Source organism: uncultured Slackia sp. (assembly GCF_959608125.1).
Classification (GTDB): domain Bacteria; phylum Actinomycetota; class Coriobacteriia; order Coriobacteriales; family Eggerthellaceae; genus Slackia.
In genome coordinates this window covers 1-17514 of sequence record NZ_CAUHPG010000032.1, presented here as the reverse complement: position 1 = coordinate 17514, position 17514 = coordinate 1, and the positions used below count along the sequence as shown (strand labels likewise).

The 17514-nt window shown below is 62.2% G+C and carries 14 protein-coding genes; 12 read left to right on the top strand and 2 right to left on the bottom strand.

Features of this window, described 5'->3' with window-relative positions:
• From Q6E04_RS08695 to Q6E04_RS08660, 8 genes are all read left to right on the top strand, one after another.
• On the top strand, nt 1–708 hold a 708-nt coding region (locus Q6E04_RS08695; protein WP_303250383.1), incomplete at its 5' end, for an Hsp70 family protein.
• A 2-nt stretch (nt 709–710) separates the two neighbouring features.
• The gene (grpE, locus tag Q6E04_RS08690; protein WP_303250382.1) at nt 711–1370 is read left to right on the top strand and encodes a nucleotide exchange factor GrpE; all 660 of its coding nucleotides are present in this window, start codon (nt 711–713) and stop codon (nt 1368–1370) included.
• A 113-nt stretch (nt 1371–1483) separates the two neighbouring features.
• Nucleotides 1484–2455: a DnaJ C-terminal domain-containing protein gene (locus Q6E04_RS08685; protein ID WP_303250381.1), complete on the top strand. Its 972-nt coding sequence runs from the start codon at nt 1484–1486 to the stop codon at nt 2453–2455.
• 10 nt (nt 2456–2465) lie between these two features.
• Nucleotides 2466–2852 carry a heat shock protein transcriptional repressor HspR gene (locus tag Q6E04_RS08680; RefSeq protein ID WP_303250380.1) on the top strand — a complete coding sequence of 129 codons (387 nt, stop codon included), beginning with the start codon at nt 2466–2468 and terminating at the stop codon, nt 2850–2852.
• A 30-nt stretch (nt 2853–2882) separates the two neighbouring features.
• Nucleotides 2883–5606 (top strand): ATP-dependent chaperone ClpB, encoded by a 2724-nt coding sequence (clpB, locus tag Q6E04_RS08675; protein WP_303250379.1) that lies wholly within the window; start codon nt 2883–2885, stop codon nt 5604–5606.
• A 229-nt stretch (nt 5607–5835) separates the two neighbouring features.
• On the top strand, nt 5836–6333 hold the full coding sequence (locus Q6E04_RS08670; protein WP_368656412.1) for a metal-sensing transcriptional repressor: 498 nt from the start codon (nt 5836–5838) through the stop codon (nt 6331–6333).
• 9 nt (nt 6334–6342) lie between these two features.
• Nucleotides 6343–8991, top strand: coding sequence for a heavy metal translocating P-type ATPase (locus tag Q6E04_RS08665; protein WP_303250378.1), 2649 nt, complete (start codon nt 6343–6345; stop codon nt 8989–8991).
• Nucleotides 8992–9164: 173 nt separating this feature from the next.
• On the top strand, nt 9165–9614 hold the full coding sequence (locus Q6E04_RS08660; protein ID WP_303250377.1) for a hypothetical protein: 450 nt from the start codon (nt 9165–9167) through the stop codon (nt 9612–9614).
• 77 nt (nt 9615–9691) lie between these two features.
• On the opposite strand, the gene Q6E04_RS08655 is transcribed toward Q6E04_RS08660, so the two are convergent.
• Nucleotides 9692–10477: a hypothetical protein gene (locus Q6E04_RS08655; protein WP_303250376.1), complete on the bottom strand. Its 786-nt coding sequence runs from the start codon at nt 10475–10477 to the stop codon at nt 9692–9694.
• A 125-nt stretch (nt 10478–10602) separates the two neighbouring features.
• Between Q6E04_RS08655 and Q6E04_RS08650 the strand changes: the two genes are divergently transcribed.
• Both Q6E04_RS08650 and Q6E04_RS08645 read left to right on the top strand, forming a co-directional pair.
• Nucleotides 10603–11280: a thermonuclease family protein gene (locus tag Q6E04_RS08650; protein ID WP_303250375.1), complete on the top strand. Its 678-nt coding sequence runs from the start codon at nt 10603–10605 to the stop codon at nt 11278–11280.
• 158 nt (nt 11281–11438) lie between these two features.
• Complete coding sequence (locus Q6E04_RS08645; RefSeq protein WP_303250374.1) at nt 11439–11705, top strand: TIGR03905 family TSCPD domain-containing protein; 267 nt, start codon at nt 11439–11441, stop codon at nt 11703–11705.
• A 40-nt stretch (nt 11706–11745) separates the two neighbouring features.
• On the opposite strand, the gene Q6E04_RS08640 is transcribed toward Q6E04_RS08645, so the two are convergent.
• Nucleotides 11746–13035, bottom strand: a complete 1290-nt coding sequence (locus Q6E04_RS08640; protein WP_303250373.1) for a LuxR C-terminal-related transcriptional regulator — start codon at nt 13033–13035, stop codon at nt 11746–11748.
• A 509-nt stretch (nt 13036–13544) separates the two neighbouring features.
• On the opposite strand from Q6E04_RS08640, the gene Q6E04_RS08635 reads away from it, so the two are divergent.
• Both Q6E04_RS08635 and Q6E04_RS08630 read left to right on the top strand, forming a co-directional pair.
• A complete protein-coding gene (locus Q6E04_RS08635; RefSeq protein WP_303250372.1) occupies nt 13545–15158 on the top strand; it encodes an FAD-binding protein in 1614 nt (537 codons plus the stop codon).
• A 342-nt stretch (nt 15159–15500) separates the two neighbouring features.
• Nucleotides 15501–17514, top strand: a 2014-nt coding sequence (locus Q6E04_RS08630; RefSeq protein WP_303250371.1) for a hypothetical protein, incomplete at its 3' end; no start/stop codon positions are given.

The window sequence follows — 17514 nt, the reverse complement described above, 5'->3', positions numbered from 1 at the left end:
ATGACCAAGATGATCGAGCGCAACACCACGATCCCGACCCGCAAGACCGAGGTCTACTCCACGGCCGCCGACAACCAGACGTCCGTTGAAATCCACGTCCTGCAGGGCGAGCGCCAGATGGCCAACGACAACAAGACGCTCGGCCGCTTCCAGCTCACCGGCATTCCCGCGGCCCGTCGCGGCGTGCCTCAGATCGAGGTCACGTTCGACATCGACGCCAACGGCATCGTGAACGTCTCCGCTAAGGACCTGGGCACCGGCAAGCAGCAGCAGATCACCATCTCCGGCTCCACCGCCCTGTCCGACGACGAAGTCGACCGCATGGTGAAAGACGCCGAGGCCCATGCCGACGAGGACGCCAAGCGCAAGGAAGAGATCGAGGTCCGCAACAATACCGACTCTCTGGTCAATGCCACCGAGCAGACGCTTTCCGAGCTGGGTGACAAGGTTCCTGCCGACACCAAGTCTGCCGCCGAGGCCGCTATCGCCGAGGCCAAGACCGCGCTCGAGGGTTCTGACATCGAGGCCATCAAGGCTGCCGGCGAGAAGCTGCAGCAGGCCGGTTACAAGCTGGCCGAGGTGGTCTACAGCGCTCAGCAGGCCGACGGCGCAGCAGCCGCCGGTGCCGCAGGCGCCGCCAACCCGGCCGACGACGGCCCGATCGAGGCCGACTACGAAGTGGTCGACGACAAGAACGAAGGTAAGTAATCATGGCTGCCGACGAGAAGAACGCCGACGAGCGCGAAGTTCGTGAGATCCCCATCGAGGGTTGCGAAGGCGACGAGAACGCCGAAGCCGAAGCCGTGACCGAGGCCGCCGACGAGGCGGCCGCCGGCCCGGCCGAGGGCGAGGCCGACGACATCGCCGCCGAAGCCGAGGCCGTGGTGGCCGAGGCCGAGCGTCTGGCCAAGGCCGAAGCCGAAGCCGCCGCGATGAAGGACCGCTACCTGCGCCTGCAGGCCGAGTGGGATAACTACCGCAAGCGCACGGCCGAAGAGGCCGCCGACATGAAGGTGCGCGCTGCGGAGAAGATCATGGAAGACGTGCTTCCCGTGCTCGACGACTTCGAGCGTGCGATCGCCCATGCCGAGCAGAACGGCGAAGAAGGCCTGCTCGACGGAGTGAAGGCCATCAGCACCAAGGTGTGCCAGGTGTTCGGCAAACACGGCCTTGAGGCGATCGACCCGGCTGGCGAGCCGTTCGATGCCCTCGAGCATCAGGCCGTCGCCACGGTACCCGACGAGAGCGTGCCCGACGAAACGGTGGCCCAGGTCTACCAGAAGGGCTATCGCCTCGGCAAGAAGGTGCTTCGCCCCGCCATGGTTACCATTTCCTCCGGCGGCCCCAAGCGTGAGGCGGAAGAAGAATAATACGGTTTCGAAGGCGGGCGCGAAGTCCGCCTTCGTTGTAGAAAACGCCCGTTGACGGCGCGGCGACGCGACCGTGACGGCATGTGAACGAAACGAAAGGAAGGTGGCAGGTCATGGCGGCAACACCGGACTATTACAAGACCCTTGGCGTGTCCAAAACCGCCACCGCCGAGGAGATAAAGAAGGCGTACCGCAAGCTTGCGCGCACGCATCACCCCGACGCCGGCGGCGACGAGGCCAAGTTCAAAGAAATCAACGAAGCCTACGAAGTGCTCGGCGACGAGAAGAAGCGCAAGCTCTACGACCAGTACGGCACGGCCGACGAGCGCAGCATTCCCTACGGATGGGGCGGCGCGGCGGGCCAGAACCCGTTCGCGGGCGCCGGCAGCTGGGCCGACATTCTGGAAAGCATCCGCCGCGGCGAAGGCGCCTTCGGCAGCAACTGGGACATCGGCGACATCTTCGGCGGCGCCGGATTCTCGGGGTCGGGCTTCGGCGGGCAGTATACCGCCCGTCCCCAGCAGGGCCGCGACATGAACGTGACGCTGCATGTGAGCTTCGACGAGGCATTCAATGGCTGCACGAAGAAGGTCAGCGTGAAGGTGCCCGGCTCCTCGGCGGCCGAGACGCTCGACGTGAAGGTTCCCGCAGGCGCGGTGGACGGCGGGCGCGTGCGTTTCCGCGGCAAGGGCGCTGCGGGCGCCAACGGCGGCGCCAACGGCGACCTGCTGGTCACCACGCGCATCTCCGAGCATCCGGTGTTCGAGCGCTCGGGCGCCGATGTGCTCATGACGGTGCCGGTCACCGCGGCCGAAGCCGCCCTGGGCGCAAGCGTCGTAGTGCCCGCGCCCGACGGAACCAAGATTCGCATCAAGGTGCCGGCGGGTTCCCAGGAAGGCACTAAGCTGCGCGTCGCCGGCAAGGGCGCGCCGCAGCTGAAGGGCGGCGGCAACGGATCGCTCAATATCACGCTGCACGTGGATATTCCCGCTTCCATGACGCCCGAGCAGAAAAAGGCCATGGAGGATTTCCAGGCGGCCACCGAGGCGTCGGGCTACGACGTCCGCGCGGCGCTTGCGCTGTAAGGAGGACGGTATGACCGATAGGAACAGGCCGCTGTATATGATCGGCGTGGCTGCCGAATTGGCGGGCGTGCACCCCCAGACCCTGCGCATCTACGAGCAGAAAGGCCTGGTCACGCCTCAGCGCACGCGCGGCAACACGCGTATGTACTCGCAGGCCGACATCGACCGCCTCGAGCTGATCAACGAACTGACCAGCGAAGGCATCAACCTTGCGGGCGTCATCCGCATCCTCGATTTGAAGGGCCGCCTCGAAGAGCGCGACGAGGAAATCGACGACCTGCACAAGAAGGTGCGCCGCTTGGCCGACCGCGTCCACGAGCTGGAAACGCGCGCCAATGTGACGGCGCTCATGCTGCCGGAGCCCCAGAGCATGGGCATCCGACGCATTAACGACTAGACTATCCGACCTTCCAAGAAGGAGACAACCATGAGACTGGACAAACTCGCCGTTACCGCCCAGGAGGCCTTCCAGGCCGCCATGGGCGTCGCGGGCGACGCCGACACGGCATCGGTGGACACCATCCATCTGCTGAAGGCGCTGCTCGATTCGGGGGAGAACAACCTCTCCGCCATCATCAAAAGGGTCGGGGCCGATCCCGACCAGCTGAAGGCCAACGTGGAGACGGCCATCGCCAATGGGCCGAAGGTCACGGGCGGCGTGATGGGCATGCCGCTTCCCACGCAGGGTCTTATTTCCGTGATCGATAACGCGGTGAAGATCGCCGAGAAGATGGGCGACAGCTACGCCACCAGCGAGCATCTGCTGATCGCGCTGACCGAAGACAAGGGCCAGGCGGGCAAGATCCTCACCGGCGCAGGCGTCACGCGCAAGAATATCGAAGAGGCCTACGACAACCTGCGCGGCGACACGCGCATCACCGACCAGCAGAGCAAGCCCGAGCTGGACGCGCTGAACACGTATGGCCAGAACCTGACCCAGCAGGCGCGCGAAGGCAAGCTGGACCCGGTGATCGGCCGCTCCGATGAAATCCGCCGCACCATCCAGGTGCTGTCGCGTCGCACCAAGAACAACCCGGTGCTCATCGGCGAGCCGGGCGTCGGCAAGACGGCCATCGTCGAGGGCCTGGCGCAGCGCATCGTGGCGGGTGACGTACCCTCCAGCCTGCGCGATCGCGACATCGTCGCGCTGGACCTGGGCGCCATGGTTGCGGGCGCCAAGTACCGCGGCGAATTCGAAGACCGCTTGAAGGCCGTGCTGCGCGAGGTGAAGCAGAGCGACGGACAGATCATCCTGTTCATCGACGAGCTGCACACCATCGTGGGCGCGGGCTCCACGGGCGACAGCTCCATGGACGCGGGCAATATGCTCAAGCCGGCTCTGGCGCGCGGCGAGCTGCATGCCATCGGCGCCACCACGCTGGACGAGTACCGCAAGTACATCGAGAAGGACGCCGCGCTCGAGCGCCGCTTCCAGACCGTGCTTGTGGGCGAGCCCACGGTGGAGGACACCATCGCCATTCTGCGCGGCCTGAAGGAGAAGTACGAGATCCATCACGGCGTGCGCATTACCGACTCGGCGATCGTGTCGGCGGCGGAGCTTTCCAACCGCTACATTTCTGACCGATTCCTGCCCGATAAGGCGATCGACCTGATGGACGAGGCGGCCAGCCGCCTGCGCATCGAAATCGACTCCATGCCGCAGGAAATCGACGAGGCTCAGCGCAAGTACACGCAGATGCAGATTGAAGAGCAGGCCCTCATGAAGGAGGACGACCCCGCCAGCAAGGAGCGCCTGGAAGAGCTGCGTCGCCAGATGGCCACCTCGAAGGAATGGCTCGACGTGCGCAAGGCCGAATGGCGCAACGAGAAGGACGTCATCGAAAGCGTCCAGCGCCTGAAGGCCGATATCGACGCCGCCCATGTGGAAGAGGAGCAGGCCACGCGCGAGGGCGACCTGTCCAAGGCGTCCGAGATCCGCTACGCCCGCATTCCCGAGCTGCAGCGCCAGCTGGCCGCGGCCGAAGAGGCCGTGAGCGCCAAGCAGGGCGACGGCGCCATCCTGAAGGAAGAGGTCTCCGAGGAAGAGATCGCCGAAGTGGTGAGCTCGTGGACCGGCATCCCCGTGTCCAAGATGATGCAGGGCGAGCTGTCCAAGCTGATCGACTTGGAAGCCAAGCTGCATGAGCGCGTGGTGGGCCAGGACGAGGCCGTCTCCGCCGTGGCGGGTGCCATCCGCCGCAGCCGCGCGGGCCTTTCCGACCCCAACCGTCCGATCGGCAGCTTCTTGTTCCTGGGCCCTACGGGCGTGGGCAAGACCGAGCTGGCGAAGGCGCTGGCCGAGTGCCTGTTCGACGACGAGCGCGCCATGGTGCGCATCGACATGTCGGAGTACATGGAGAAGTTCAGCGTGCAGCGTCTGATCGGAGCCCCTCCGGGGTATGTGGGTTACGACGAGGGCGGCCAGCTCACCGAGGCCGTGCGCCGCAGGCCCTACAGCGTCATCCTGCTCGATGAGATGGAGAAGGCGCATCAGGACGTGTTCAATATCTTGCTGCAGGTGCTCGATGACGGTCGCCTGACCGACGGCCAGGGCCGCGTGGTCAGCTTCAAGAACGCGATCATCATCATGACGAGCAACGTGGGCTCGCAGGCCATCCGCGAGTTCAGCCGTCAGAACGAGAACGCGGGCTCGATGGTCGAAGACATGATGCAGGGCGATATGGCCGCCATGGCCAAGAAGATCGCCGAGCTTCAGACCCAGGTGGACGAGGCTTTGCGCAATACCTTCCGCCCCGAGTTCCTCAACCGCATCGACGACGTGATCACGTTCAAGTCGCTCACGTCCGCCGAGATGGAGCCGATCGTCGACCTGCAGCTGGCCGAGGTGCGCAAGCGCCTTGCCGGCCGCCGTATCGAGCTGGTGGTCCAGCCCGCCGCGGTGGAGCAGCTGGCTATCGACGGCTTCGATCCGGTGTACGGCGCGCGTCCGCTGAAGCGCCTCGTGCAGCGCGAAGTGGTGGACCGCGTGGCCAACGAGATGATCGCGGGCCATGTGATGGAGGGCTCCACGGTGACCATCGACATGGACATCATGGAGGGCTACACCTGCACGGTGCAGAACCCCGCGCCTGTCGAAAGCGTGGCATCCGACGCCGCTGTCGACGGCGCCTACGAAGTGCCTGAAGCGTAAGGGCTTCGAATAAACGAAACGAGGCGACTCGCGCAAGCGGGTCGCCTCTTTTTACGGCTTCGATTCGGGGGTTTTGTGCGGGTTGATGGGCGGAATGGTTGCGTTTATATACCTCTAGGGGGTATATAGTCATGGTGTAACGCAACGATATCGGGCGTTTCGGAGCGGGAATCGCGCATAGGAAGGCGCATGGCCGCGAAGCGTTCGAAACGATAGGAGCAAGTCTGCTATGGGTAAGAAGACGAAGAAGAAGGCGGCGAAAGCGGTAGCCAAGGCGGCGATGCAAGAGCCCGTGCGCGTTTCGCCGACGCCTCGACCTGCAGCCGTCGTGGAACAGTCGTGTTGCTGCGATGCGCCTGTTGCCGGTTCCGATGCCGAAGACCTCGCCGCCGATGCCGCATGCCCCGCATCGGACGGAACGGCCGCGGCGGGGTCGTGCTGTTCGTGCCGCCAGAAAGAAACGGAGCGCAGCGCGGCGCTCCAGGCGGACGTGCAAAAGCGCCTGAATCGCGTGATCGGCCAGCTCAACGGCATCAAGAGCATGGTAGAGAACAACCGCTACTGCGGCGACGTGCTGATTCAGCTGGCCGCGTCGGAAGCGGCGGTGCATCGCATTTCCGAAATCATCCTGCAAGACCATATGGAGACCTGCGTGGTCGAGCAGATTCGCGACGGCAACGTGGAAGTGGTCGACGAGGCCATGAAGCTGATCAAGAAGTTCATGTAGGCGGCGCCCATGAAACAGACATTCGATATCACCGGAATGACGTGCGCGGCGTGTTCTGCGCGCGTCGATAAGGCAGCTCGCGCCGTGGACGGCGTGAGCGACGTGTCCGTGAACCTGTTGAAGAACGGCATGGAAGTGTCCTACGCGGACGAATCGCCCGCGGCGGTCGCCCGCACGAATGCCGCGATCTGCGCGGCCGTCGACCATGCGGGCTACGGCGCCGCCGCACGCGCGACGGCGGGCGCTGCCGGATCGGGAGCGGCCAAGCCGCAGGGGCCTTCGCCGCGCGAACGCGCCGAGGCCGAGAAAAAGCGCATGCGCACGAGGCTCGCCGTGTCGATCGCATTCACCGTTCCCTTGTTCTACCTGGCCATGGGCCATATGTTCGGCTGGCCGCTTCCTGCGGTTCTGATGGGCGACGCGGGCGTCATGCCGCTTGCGCTCACCGAGTTCCTGCTGCTTCTGCCGGTTCTGTTCGTCAACTTCAAATGCTTCTCCAACGGGTTTAAGAGCCTAATCCACGGCTCTCCAAATATGGATTCGCTCATCGCACTCGGCTCGGCGGCGTCTACCGCATACGGCGTGGCGGCGCTGTATAGGATCGGATTCGCGCTAGGTTCGGGCCAGGCGGACGCCGCCCATGCCGCCGCTATGGACCTGTATTTCGAGTCGGCGGCCATGATTCTCACGCTCATCACGCTGGGCAAGTATTTCGAGGCCCGCGCGAAGGGCAAGACCACCGACGCGGTCACGTCGCTTATGGACCTGTCGCCTAAGACGGCGCTGCTGCGCACGCCCGACGGCGATCGCGAGGTCGCGCTTGCCGAGGTGCAGGCGGGCGATTTCGTGGTGGTTAAGACGGGCGCCCGCGTTCCGGTGGACGGCGTGGTGACGGAAGGCGAGGCGAGCGTCGACGAATCGGCGGTAACGGGCGAAGGCGTTCCCGTGGACAAGCGCGAAGGCGACCGCGTAGTGGGCGCTACCGTGGTGAAGTCGGGATGGTTCGTCATGCGGGCCGAACACGTGGGCGAAGACACCGTGCTCGCCGGCATCGTGCGCATGGTGGACGAGGCCACCGGTTCGAAGGCGCCGATCGAGAAGCTGGCTGACAAGATCAGCGGCGTGTTCGTCCCGGCAGTCATCGCCATTGCGCTGGTCACGTTCGTCGTGTGGCTGGTTTCCGGCGCGGGACTTTCCGTCGCCTTGACCCACGCCGTGTCGGTTCTGGTCATTTCCTGCCCGTGTGCTTTGGGCCTGGCCACGCCTACGGCAATCATGGTGGGAACGGGCCGCGGCGCCCGTTTGGGCATCCTGGCGAAGACCGCTGAGGCGTTGCAGACGGCGCATGACGTGAAAACCGTCGTGCTGGATAAGACGGGCACGATCACGCAGGGCGCGCCCGAGGTGACGGCGATCGCGGTTGCGGCTCCCGCGTGCGCAGACGACGTGCTTGCGGCGGCGGCTTGCGCCGAAGCGCCTTCCGAGCATCCGTTGGCCCAGGCCGTCGTGGCGTGCGCCCGCAAGCGCGGCGTCCCGTTCGCGGCGGCGGACGATTTCCGCCAGCACGAAGGCGGCGGCATCGAGGCTCGTGTGGGCAAGACGCGCATCGCCGTGGGCAACGCGCGCCTGATGGATTTCTTGGGTGTGGATGCGTCGGCGTTCGCTCCGCATGCGGACGCGGCGGCATCCGACGGCGCCACGCCGCTGTTCGTGGCGCAAGACGGCCGCGCGATCGGCATGGTGGCGCTGTCCGACGCGGTGAAGCCGACCAGCTCGGCGGCGGTGCGCGAGCTGACGGCCATGGGCATCGACACGGTCATGCTCACGGGCGACAACGAACGCACGGCGGCCGCGGTGCAGCGCGCTTGCGGCGTGGGCCGCGTGGTTGCCGGCGTGCTTCCCGCCGACAAGGAACGCGAAGTGGCCGATCTTGCCCGCCGCGGCGAGGGCCGTGTGGCCATGGTGGGCGACGGCATCAACGACGCGCCGGCGCTGGCGCGCGCCGACCTGGGCATCGCCATCGGCGCGGGAACCGACATCGCCATGGATGCGGCCGACATGGTGCTCATGCGCAGCGACCTGCTGGACGTGCCCGCCGCCATCAAGCTTTCTCGTGCGACGATGCGCATTATCAAGCAGAACCTGTTCTGGGCGCTCATCTACAACGCCGTGTGCATCCCCGTGGCCGCGGGCGCGCTTTCGTGGGCGGGCGTGAACCTGAACCCGATGATCGCGGCGGCCGCCATGAGCTTGAGCTCGGTCTGCGTGGTGGGCAACGCCTTGCGCCTGCGTGGATGGAGTCCGCGCAGCGAGTCGGCCGATGCTTCTGCGGAGCCTGTTTCCGCAGTACCGGCGGGCGAGGTGCGGGTGATCGTCGTCGAAGCGCCTACGCGCGCAGAAGAAGAAAAGCCGCTCGATGGGGCGTGCGAATACGAAGGAAAGGAACCCCTGATGGAAAAGACCCTGCATGTAGAAGGCATGATGTGCGTTCGTTGCGTGGCTCACGTGAAGAAGGCCCTCGAGGCCGTGGAAGGCGTGGCCGCCGCCGATGTCGATTTGGATGCCAAGCGCGCCGTGGTGTCGCTCGACGCCGACGTGCCCGACGAGGTGCTGGTGTCCGCCGTGGTCGAAGAGGGCTACGAAGCCGAAATGGCCTAACGCGATTCCGGCAGATAGGCTCGCTTCCATCCATCGAATTCGACGACGGTTCCGCGTCGTTTCCACGGCGGGTCCTGATGAATAAAAGGCCCGTTCATGCAGTATGCTTCATGTCGAGAAGCAGGAAGAAAACGGGCGTGTTCGCCCGCCTTGGAATAGCAAGGAGTGCGGCTGTGGAATTGAACGCTGAAGATATGTTCGCACAGATGATGGCTGCGATGGCGAATGCCGATCAGCCGAAGGCCGAAACTTCGGCGCATTCGTGTAAGATCGAGTTTTTCGAACAAGGCAATACAGTAGATGAATCGGTCGTCGGGATTGCATCGCGCATGGTGTTCACGGGGTGCTTCGCCATCGACGACTACATGATTCAGCGCAAGGACGGGTCTCCCGTTCAGGCGGGGCTGGGTGCTGATTTCAATGAGTCCGGCGGACCGACGGCGGCATGGGTCTGGTTTTCGACCCCCGTCAACGATGCGGTCAAACAGAAATTCGAAGAGTTCTTCGGCGGTTCGTTCGACGGGGATAGATTGCGCATGCCCGTCGACGCAGAGGCGTTTCTTGATTTTTCCGACTCGAAGGGATGGGGCGTATACGAAGAAGAAGGGGACCCTTTGTGGTGATGCGCTCAACGAAACGAGGGGCGCGGCTTCGTGGCGGGGCCGCGCCTTTCTTCATTGAGGGGTAAGTGCGTTATCGGTTAGCGTCGAGGATCGTTTTTGCGACGTGCCAGCGTGAAGGCGACGATGCCCAGCGCGATGGCCGCGACGATGGCGGGGCCCGCTACGAAAGGAAGCGCCGCAGAGATTGCGCCGCCCTTCGGTTCGTCGGGGGCCTCCAGCACTTCGAAGGTGGCATGTTGTTCGCCGGTGCAGTTGCCCATGCCCGTGACGACCACGGTTGCTGTGCCCTTTTCGACGTTGTCGGCGTACGAAACGGTGTAGTCGACGCCTTCGACCAGGGTTTTCCCACCCATTTCGACGGTAGGGGCCGGCTGCAGTTCTTCGCCTGTTTCTTCCTGGTCGGGAATCACGTCGATGGTCGCGTAGGCAAGGTCGCCCGGCACGATGGCGAATCCGGTTTCGATCGAGCCGATGTAGGCTCCTTTGCCTACCACGGTGACCGACACGTTGCCGGGATTGACGATGTCGCCTTTGAACACCACGTCGAAATCGGAGCCTTCGACGAGGGTCTTTTTATCCAGCTTGAGCGTGATCGTGGGACGTACGGGGTTGCCGTCGTACATGACGTCTTGCAGGCCCTGCACGCGGGCGTTGCTGATATCGATGCTTCGGCGCGAAGCCTGCTGTTCCTGCAGATTCTCGAAAGTCGTCATGGTGGGTTCGAGCTCGTTGCGCAGCGCTTCGGCTGCGGCTTCGATGCTCATGCTGCCCGACGAATCGGCGGCCAGGGCCACGGCGGGCGTCATCGTAAGGAGGGATGCCGCGACGCATGCGGCCAGTGCCGCGCGATATGCTCGTGCCATGCGTTCCTCCTCCGTTGTCGATTTTCGCCGTTGTCGTTCGTGTTAGGCAATATGGCATTGGCGTGCGGTTTGGCTGTTTGGGGCCTGGCGCACACCTCGCCGATTATAATCCAGGCATGTCGCGATTGACTCCTACACAGCAGAAGTCCATGGCCGCCGCGGTGGTGCTGGTGGTCGGCGTCGTGCTGTCTTTCGCCAGTGGAAAGGCGTTCATTCCATCCGAGGTTCTGACCGATCAGGTGCTTTCGGCCAACCACCTTGCCAACCAGCAGGCCGTCGCCGCGCTTGCGCCTGGCGATCAGGTGGCGTCGGTGGGCTTGCGACACGCGGTTCCGACTGCGCTCGAAGAAGCGCAAGTGGTCGAAATCGTCGATGGCGACACCATTTGCGTAGAGATGGGCGGCACGCGTCATACGGTGCGTCTGACGGGGGTCAACACGCCCGAATCGTCGAACGCCGACGAGAAGAAGAACACGTCGGAAGGCGAACGTGCGGCCAGCCATCTGGCGGCTATCGTGCATGTAGGCGATACGGTGTATCTGCAGAAGGACACATCGAACGCGGACAAGAGCGGCAACCTGCTGAGGTTCGTTTGGAGCGCGAAGCCGAACAGCTTCACCGACGTGAGCGAAATCAAGGCGAAGATGCTCAATGGCCGAATGTTGACCGACGGCTATGCGATGGCTCATAAGTTCAAGCCTGACGACGCGTACTTCAACATTTTCAGGGCGCTGCAGCTGGATGCGTACCATAACGAACGCGGGCTGTGGGCCGAAGGGGCCGACTGGTCGTATAGCGTGTAGGGCGCGGCGCCGGGTGTTTTGCGACGTGTTGCAAATCCCGCATCGACTCCTGTTTGCCGCGTCGAGGGGGCTGCCCGGCACGTTTCGTCATCGGCGTCCGCGATGTGTCGATGCTTGAAGGAAAAATGCCGGCGTGCCGGCGAAGCGAAGGGAGAACCATGTATTCGTATAAGACGCGCGGAACGTGTTCCCGTTCCATCCAGTTCGATGTCGTCGATGGAACGGTGCGCGATGTGAGTTTCGAAGGGGGCTGCAACGGCAACCTCAAGGGCATCGGCAAGCTTGTGGAGGGCATGCCTGCCGATCGCGTGGCCGAGCTGCTCGAGGGAACCACGTGCGGCCCGCGCGCGACCAGTTGTCCCGACCAGCTGGCGCAGGCCCTCAAGTTGGCGATCGAGGACCAGAAGGATTCGGTCGACAACTAGACGAAGCGATTCCCGGGATGCTGATGATTCGCACCCCGTTTTACTCGTCTTTTTCTTCGGGAACGCCAAGCATATCGAAGAGCTCTTGGCGCGTATGTATATCGAGTTTCTGGTAGATGTGGCGGACATGCGCTTTCGCGGTTCCGTTTGCGATGAACAGCTCTCGTTCTATGATGCCGACCGTTTTGCGTTGGGCGAGAAGGAAGAGCACCTCTTCCTCACGCGCAGAAAGCTTGCAGGCGCTGGCGATTTCGGCCACGCGGCTGGAAAGCTCGTTTTTGCGTTCGGCGGGCGTTGCCGCACCGTTTGCGTCGTGCTTTTCCATGGCGGCACCCCAAGTGCTGGAAAGTCCTTCGGACATGAAAATCATGGTTGCGGCCACGATGGCTATCACGCAGAGCGCAGCAAGCAGGATTTCTCCGTTGTCTCCCAGTAGATGGGCTTGATCGCTGACGCCCCGTCCTGCCATCATGGCTATCTGTCGTACGCCGCGCTCTATTCCGAATAGCCAGATGGCCGATGCCCCGTAGCGATAGCAAAGATTCGCGATGATTACCATAATGAGAACCGATTGCGCAGTATACCCCGCTGCTACACAGAAGCTCCCCACTCCGCCGCCGAACACGTTGAGCGCGGGAATGAGCAGTAGCGCCGCTACCGTGAGCGGTAGTGCCACGCGATAGATGACCCCGAAATCGAACCGTTTCCCCTGGGCTGCGGTGGCGAAGAATATGACGGCTCCTGCCAGAATCGCTCCTGGGGCGGAATGCGGGCCGAACCATCCCGAATAAGAAACGCTTTCGAGCAGGCCGTAGGCGAAAGCATACGTGGCCATGAGAAGGACTGCCTTCCAGGGAACGGACAGCTTGGTGGGCGTCGCGTGGGGGCGTTCTGCTCGGGGTATCTTCCTGAATCCTTCATGTACGCACAAAAGGGAGGCGAGCGGTAGGATGGCCGTCATGACGAAAAGCCAGGGGAACATGAAGCCGCGCCAGACGTAGATTGTCAGGCCGCCCGCCACGATCGAAAGCGAATAGTAGGTCGCCACGCGCAGGGGGTTGAGACATCCGTATAGTTCGCTCCAAAGCAAGATGAGCAGTGCTATGCCGACGCCGCCCGTGACGGCAACAGGCGCTCCGAGTGCTGCGGTCGATTCCGGAAACAGAGCGGTGCAGAATGCCAGTACGGTCGAGAGGACGAGCAGGGTTCCGCATGCAACAGAAACGGGCTTCTTGTTGAAGAATGGTCCGATTCTTTGTGCTCCAAGTGCGCAAAGAAGGGAGACGATGGCCATCGATCCGTCGAAGAGGTCGCGCGTCCCGAATGCCATGTTTCCGATGGGGCTTGTTTGAAAGGGGAGTCCTGCAAAAGAGCCGACGAAGGTTATCTCTATCCATGCGCGATAGAGACCGAGTCCGAGAAAGGCCAAAGGCACGACGGGAAGGAATCCAAAAAGCAAAGTGGATCGTGCGTCATCTTCGGCGCTGCGGGGGGTTGCGGTCATGAGTTCTCCGTGCTATCGAGGGCGGCTGTGTTCGGCGTCGGCCGCGTCCTTGCGCTGTGCGCGGCGATTTACTTTTTCTTGCAAAGCCGAAATTATTGTACCGAAGCGTCGTTTGTTCCGTAAACGTTTGTCCTACAAGTCTCGATATCTAAGAAATACCTGATGAATGAAGGGGGGGTTATACAGGGGGGTTATACGAATAGACCTCTGTTTTCACGTTTGGTCGATGGCATGCAGCTATAAGCGGCATATCGTTTCGGGCACAGAGCGACGAGCCGCGGGTCCGCATGGCGGCAGCGGAATCGTCGACGGGAGGGAAGAGAAAAGGAGACATCATGGAACTGACGCGTCGCGATCTTTTCAAGTTCGGTGGCGTTGCCGCTGTCGGCGCAGCTGGCGCGGGTATGCTTGCGGGATGCGCGCCCAAGGGCGGCAAGAGCGCCGAATCGGGCGCCAAGGACGTCGCCGACAACGGGCTGCCGAGCTTTTTCCAGCAGCCTGAGGCGATTTCCGATATCGCCGAAACGAAGGAATTCGACATCGTCGTCGTGGGAGCGGGCGCAGCCGGTGTGCCGTGCGCGTTGGCCGCTGCCGAGCAGGGTGCCAAAGTCGCTCTCATCCAGAAGGAGAGCCAGGCCATTTCCCAGGGCAATACGTGCGATTCGCTGCTTGCCGACCAGACCGACGAAGCGGGCCGCGCGGCCGTAGTTTCCTGGATTACCGAGCAAAGCGCGTGGCGCTCCCATCGCGACCAGGTGAGCCTATGGGCTGAGAATTCGGGTGAAGCTTTGAAGTGGCTTTGGAATAAGTCCGAGGAAGCTGGTTGCCAGATTCAGGATACGACAGCGAAGTGGACCACGCCCATCAAGACGATTGACGGTCAGCCCATCACGTACTTCGCGTTCGACTACGGCCCGAAGCCGTACAACACCGGCAGCGGCATGCGCGATCTGTGCGACCACTTCGACGGCAAAGACGGACTTGAAATTTTCTATTCTTGTCGCGCCGAGCAGCTCGCCAAGGACGATTCTGGAAAAGTCATCGGCGTCATCTGCGAAATGGATAATCAGTACGTCCAGTTCAACGGAGCGAAGGGTGTCGTCGTTGCGACCGGTGATTACACCAACGACGATGAGATGATGGCCTACTACAATCCCGATATGGCCAATATCGACCGCAAACAGAACAACAAGACCGGCGATGGCCACAAGATGATGGTTTGGGCGGGTGCTCGCATGGAGCCTGTGTGCGGTGCGAAGGTCCAGCATGATTTCGACGCAGGCCCCGGATCCATGGCCGATATGCCTTTCTTGTGCGTGAAAAACGACGGTACTCGTTTCTGCAACGAGGCCCGCTCTGCCATGGCGTACATGGGCAACTTCTTGACCGGCGCCGAGGATAACGGCTGGTATACGCAGGTATTCGACAGCAATTACATGACCGATTGCGCCGATTGGCCGGGTAAGCTTTACGACCCCGAGGCCATGAAAGCCTATATGCCTGAAGAAACGGGCGAGAAGCAGGGCGTTTACGAAGACCTGGTCAACACGTTTGCTGCCGATTCGATCGAGGAGCTGGGCGAAAAGTTGGGTTTGACCGACGTAGATGCTTTCGCCGCAACGGTTGAGCGCTATAACCAGCTCGTTGAATCCGGCGTCGATTCCGATATGGGCAAAGAGGCCAAATGGCTCAAGCCTATCGTGCAGCCCCCGTTTTATGGCATTCACCGTCATATCCGCCTGTCCGCTATCGTGCATGGCGTGAATGTGAACGGCGAGATGAACGTTCTCGATGCTGAAGGCAATCCGATCGAGGGCCTGTACGCCATCGGCAACTGCGCAGGTAACTTCTTCGGCAGCCCCGATTATCCCATGGATCTTCCCGGTCTTTCCCTCGGCCGTTGCCACACCCAGGGCTACGTCGTTGGGCGAGCGCTTGCTGCGAAATAGCGTTCGCTAGGTGGCTTTGCGAAGCGGCTTTCTGTCGCCGGCTTCACGTTCCCTCCCCTCGACGAGTGTGCGGCGGGCCGCTTCGCATTCTTTTATCGATATTCTCGTCAACGCCGCATCGGACCCCTCCCCGATGCGGCTGTTCTATGTTCGGCTTCGTTTCGACGATGCTCCCCTGTCGCCGTTTTCTCTTTTCGGCGAACGGCAAAGGAGTTTCACGAGGGTTACTTGTACGTGAGACATTCTGTCTGTATATTTTCTATATGTCAATTCGCGGCTTAGGGCATGGGGCGATTTCGTAAGAGGCGCTATGCCGGGCCACGACGATAAGGGGAAACGGACATGGAGCAGAAGAAAACGATGAACCGCGGCATGGCGGTGCTGCTTTCTGCAGCGTTGGTTCCGACGGTGGGTGTGCCCGCGACCGCGTTTGCAGAAGAGCTCGACCAGGTGCAGGGCGGTGTCCAGGATGGCGCAGTGGCTTCGAACGATGCGACGACGCCTTCGACGGCGACCGGCGTTACGCTCACGGTTAATCCCGCGGGTGTTCAGGAAGGCACCGTCTATACGAGCCTTGCGGCCGCTCTTGCCGCCGCGACCGACGGGTCGACGATCGTCCTTGAAGGGAACGTGGTCGAGAACGTGGCCGTCGACAAGGATGTCGTAGTGGACGGCAAGGGCGAATACGCCATCAGCGGCCATACCGAATTGCGCAAGGGCACCTTGCAGAACCTCACGTTGACGTCCGTCAATTCAAATGTTTTGACGGTCGGCAATACGGCTGCGGACACGAACATCACGATGAGCGGCGTCACGGTGAAATATCCGCTCACGACTGCGTATAACGATACCGCTTCGCGTGTTTTGGGCGGGAATAATGCGGCGATTACGATTGTCGATTGCTTGTTCACCAACGATGCGCAGAATAACGGCGTTCAGTACGACGCTCCGCAGTGGTCGTACGGTTTGTATATGAATGGCCAGGGTTCGGAAGGCAGCCTTACGTTCGAGCACAGCATGTTCAAGGGCGCGTTTCGCACCATGCTTCCGAACATCAACGGCAAGGTGACTGTCAAGGATTCCCGCTTTGAGAATTCCGTTTTCAGCGTCAGTCCTGCGCCGACGGGCGGTTCGGGCGGCGAGGCCACGTGCATCACGAGCGCCGATACCGGTGATGCGACGGGCTTCGTCATCATGGGCAACACGTTCGACAATGCGGGTTCGTTTTACTTCCAGAGGACCGCAGGTGCGAATGTGTTGGGCAACGAGTTCGATTTCGACACCTTCGCTCACTATATTCAGGTCCGTGGTGCCGCCGCTGCGCCGCTCGATCTTTCGGATAACCGATTCACCGTTGGCCAGAACAAGCTCGTATCGATCGACACGACGGCTGCTCCCATTATTTTGCCCGCCGGTCAGCGCGCCGTGGCATATTGGGCCTGGGACGAAACTCCTGCCGATGTAAAGCCCGCTGATTACCTTACGTACGAATACGCCTATAACCAGGACGGCTCCAAGTCGTTTTATCCTGGTTCTTTCGGTGCGCTTCAGGCGTTCATCAATCCTGCCGCAGGCAACATCGGTGTGGGCGAGGGTGAAACCATCTACCTGCAGGCCGACATTCTTGACGCGCAGGGAATTGCCGTGCCGAGCGGTAAGGATTTCACGCTCGATTTCGGCGGACATCGCTATGTCGTGAAAGACCCCGGCGCTGGTTCGACCAATACCAAGACGAACGCCTTCCAGCTTCTGAAGGATTCGAATCTCACGTTCAAGAACGGCACGATCGCCGTCGCGGAGGACGCGGAGAAGATCAAGCGCATCTTCCAGAGTTACGCTAACGTGACGTTCGAGGATCTGACCGTGGACCCCACGAACCAGGTCGGTGGCGAAGATTATGCGCTGAGCTTCAATAACGGCACCATCGTCATGAAGGGCGCGACGAATATCCTGGCGTCGTCTTCCTCCGTCAAGGCGTTCGACGTTTGCTACTGGAAGACGGGCGGTTACGACGGCGGCGTGAGCGTTACGTTCGACGAGAGCTTCACGGGCAATGTTGCCGGCACGATCGTGTACGACAGCGTGGATGCTGCGAAGGCGAGCCTGTCCATTGCTGGTAGCGGCTCGTTCGGCGGCATCGAGCTGTCTCCGGATTCTAAAAACGGCGTGACGATTTCTATCACGGGTGGCTCGTTCGGCGTCGATCCGAGCGCGTATGTTCCCACGGGCTATGTGACCACGCCGTCGAACGGCAAGTGGGTCGTGTCCAAGTACGTCCCGCCTGCGCCCCCTGCGCCGGCTCCTGACACCGACGTCGAGCAGCGTCCCGACGGCTCCACCGTCACCACCGTCACCA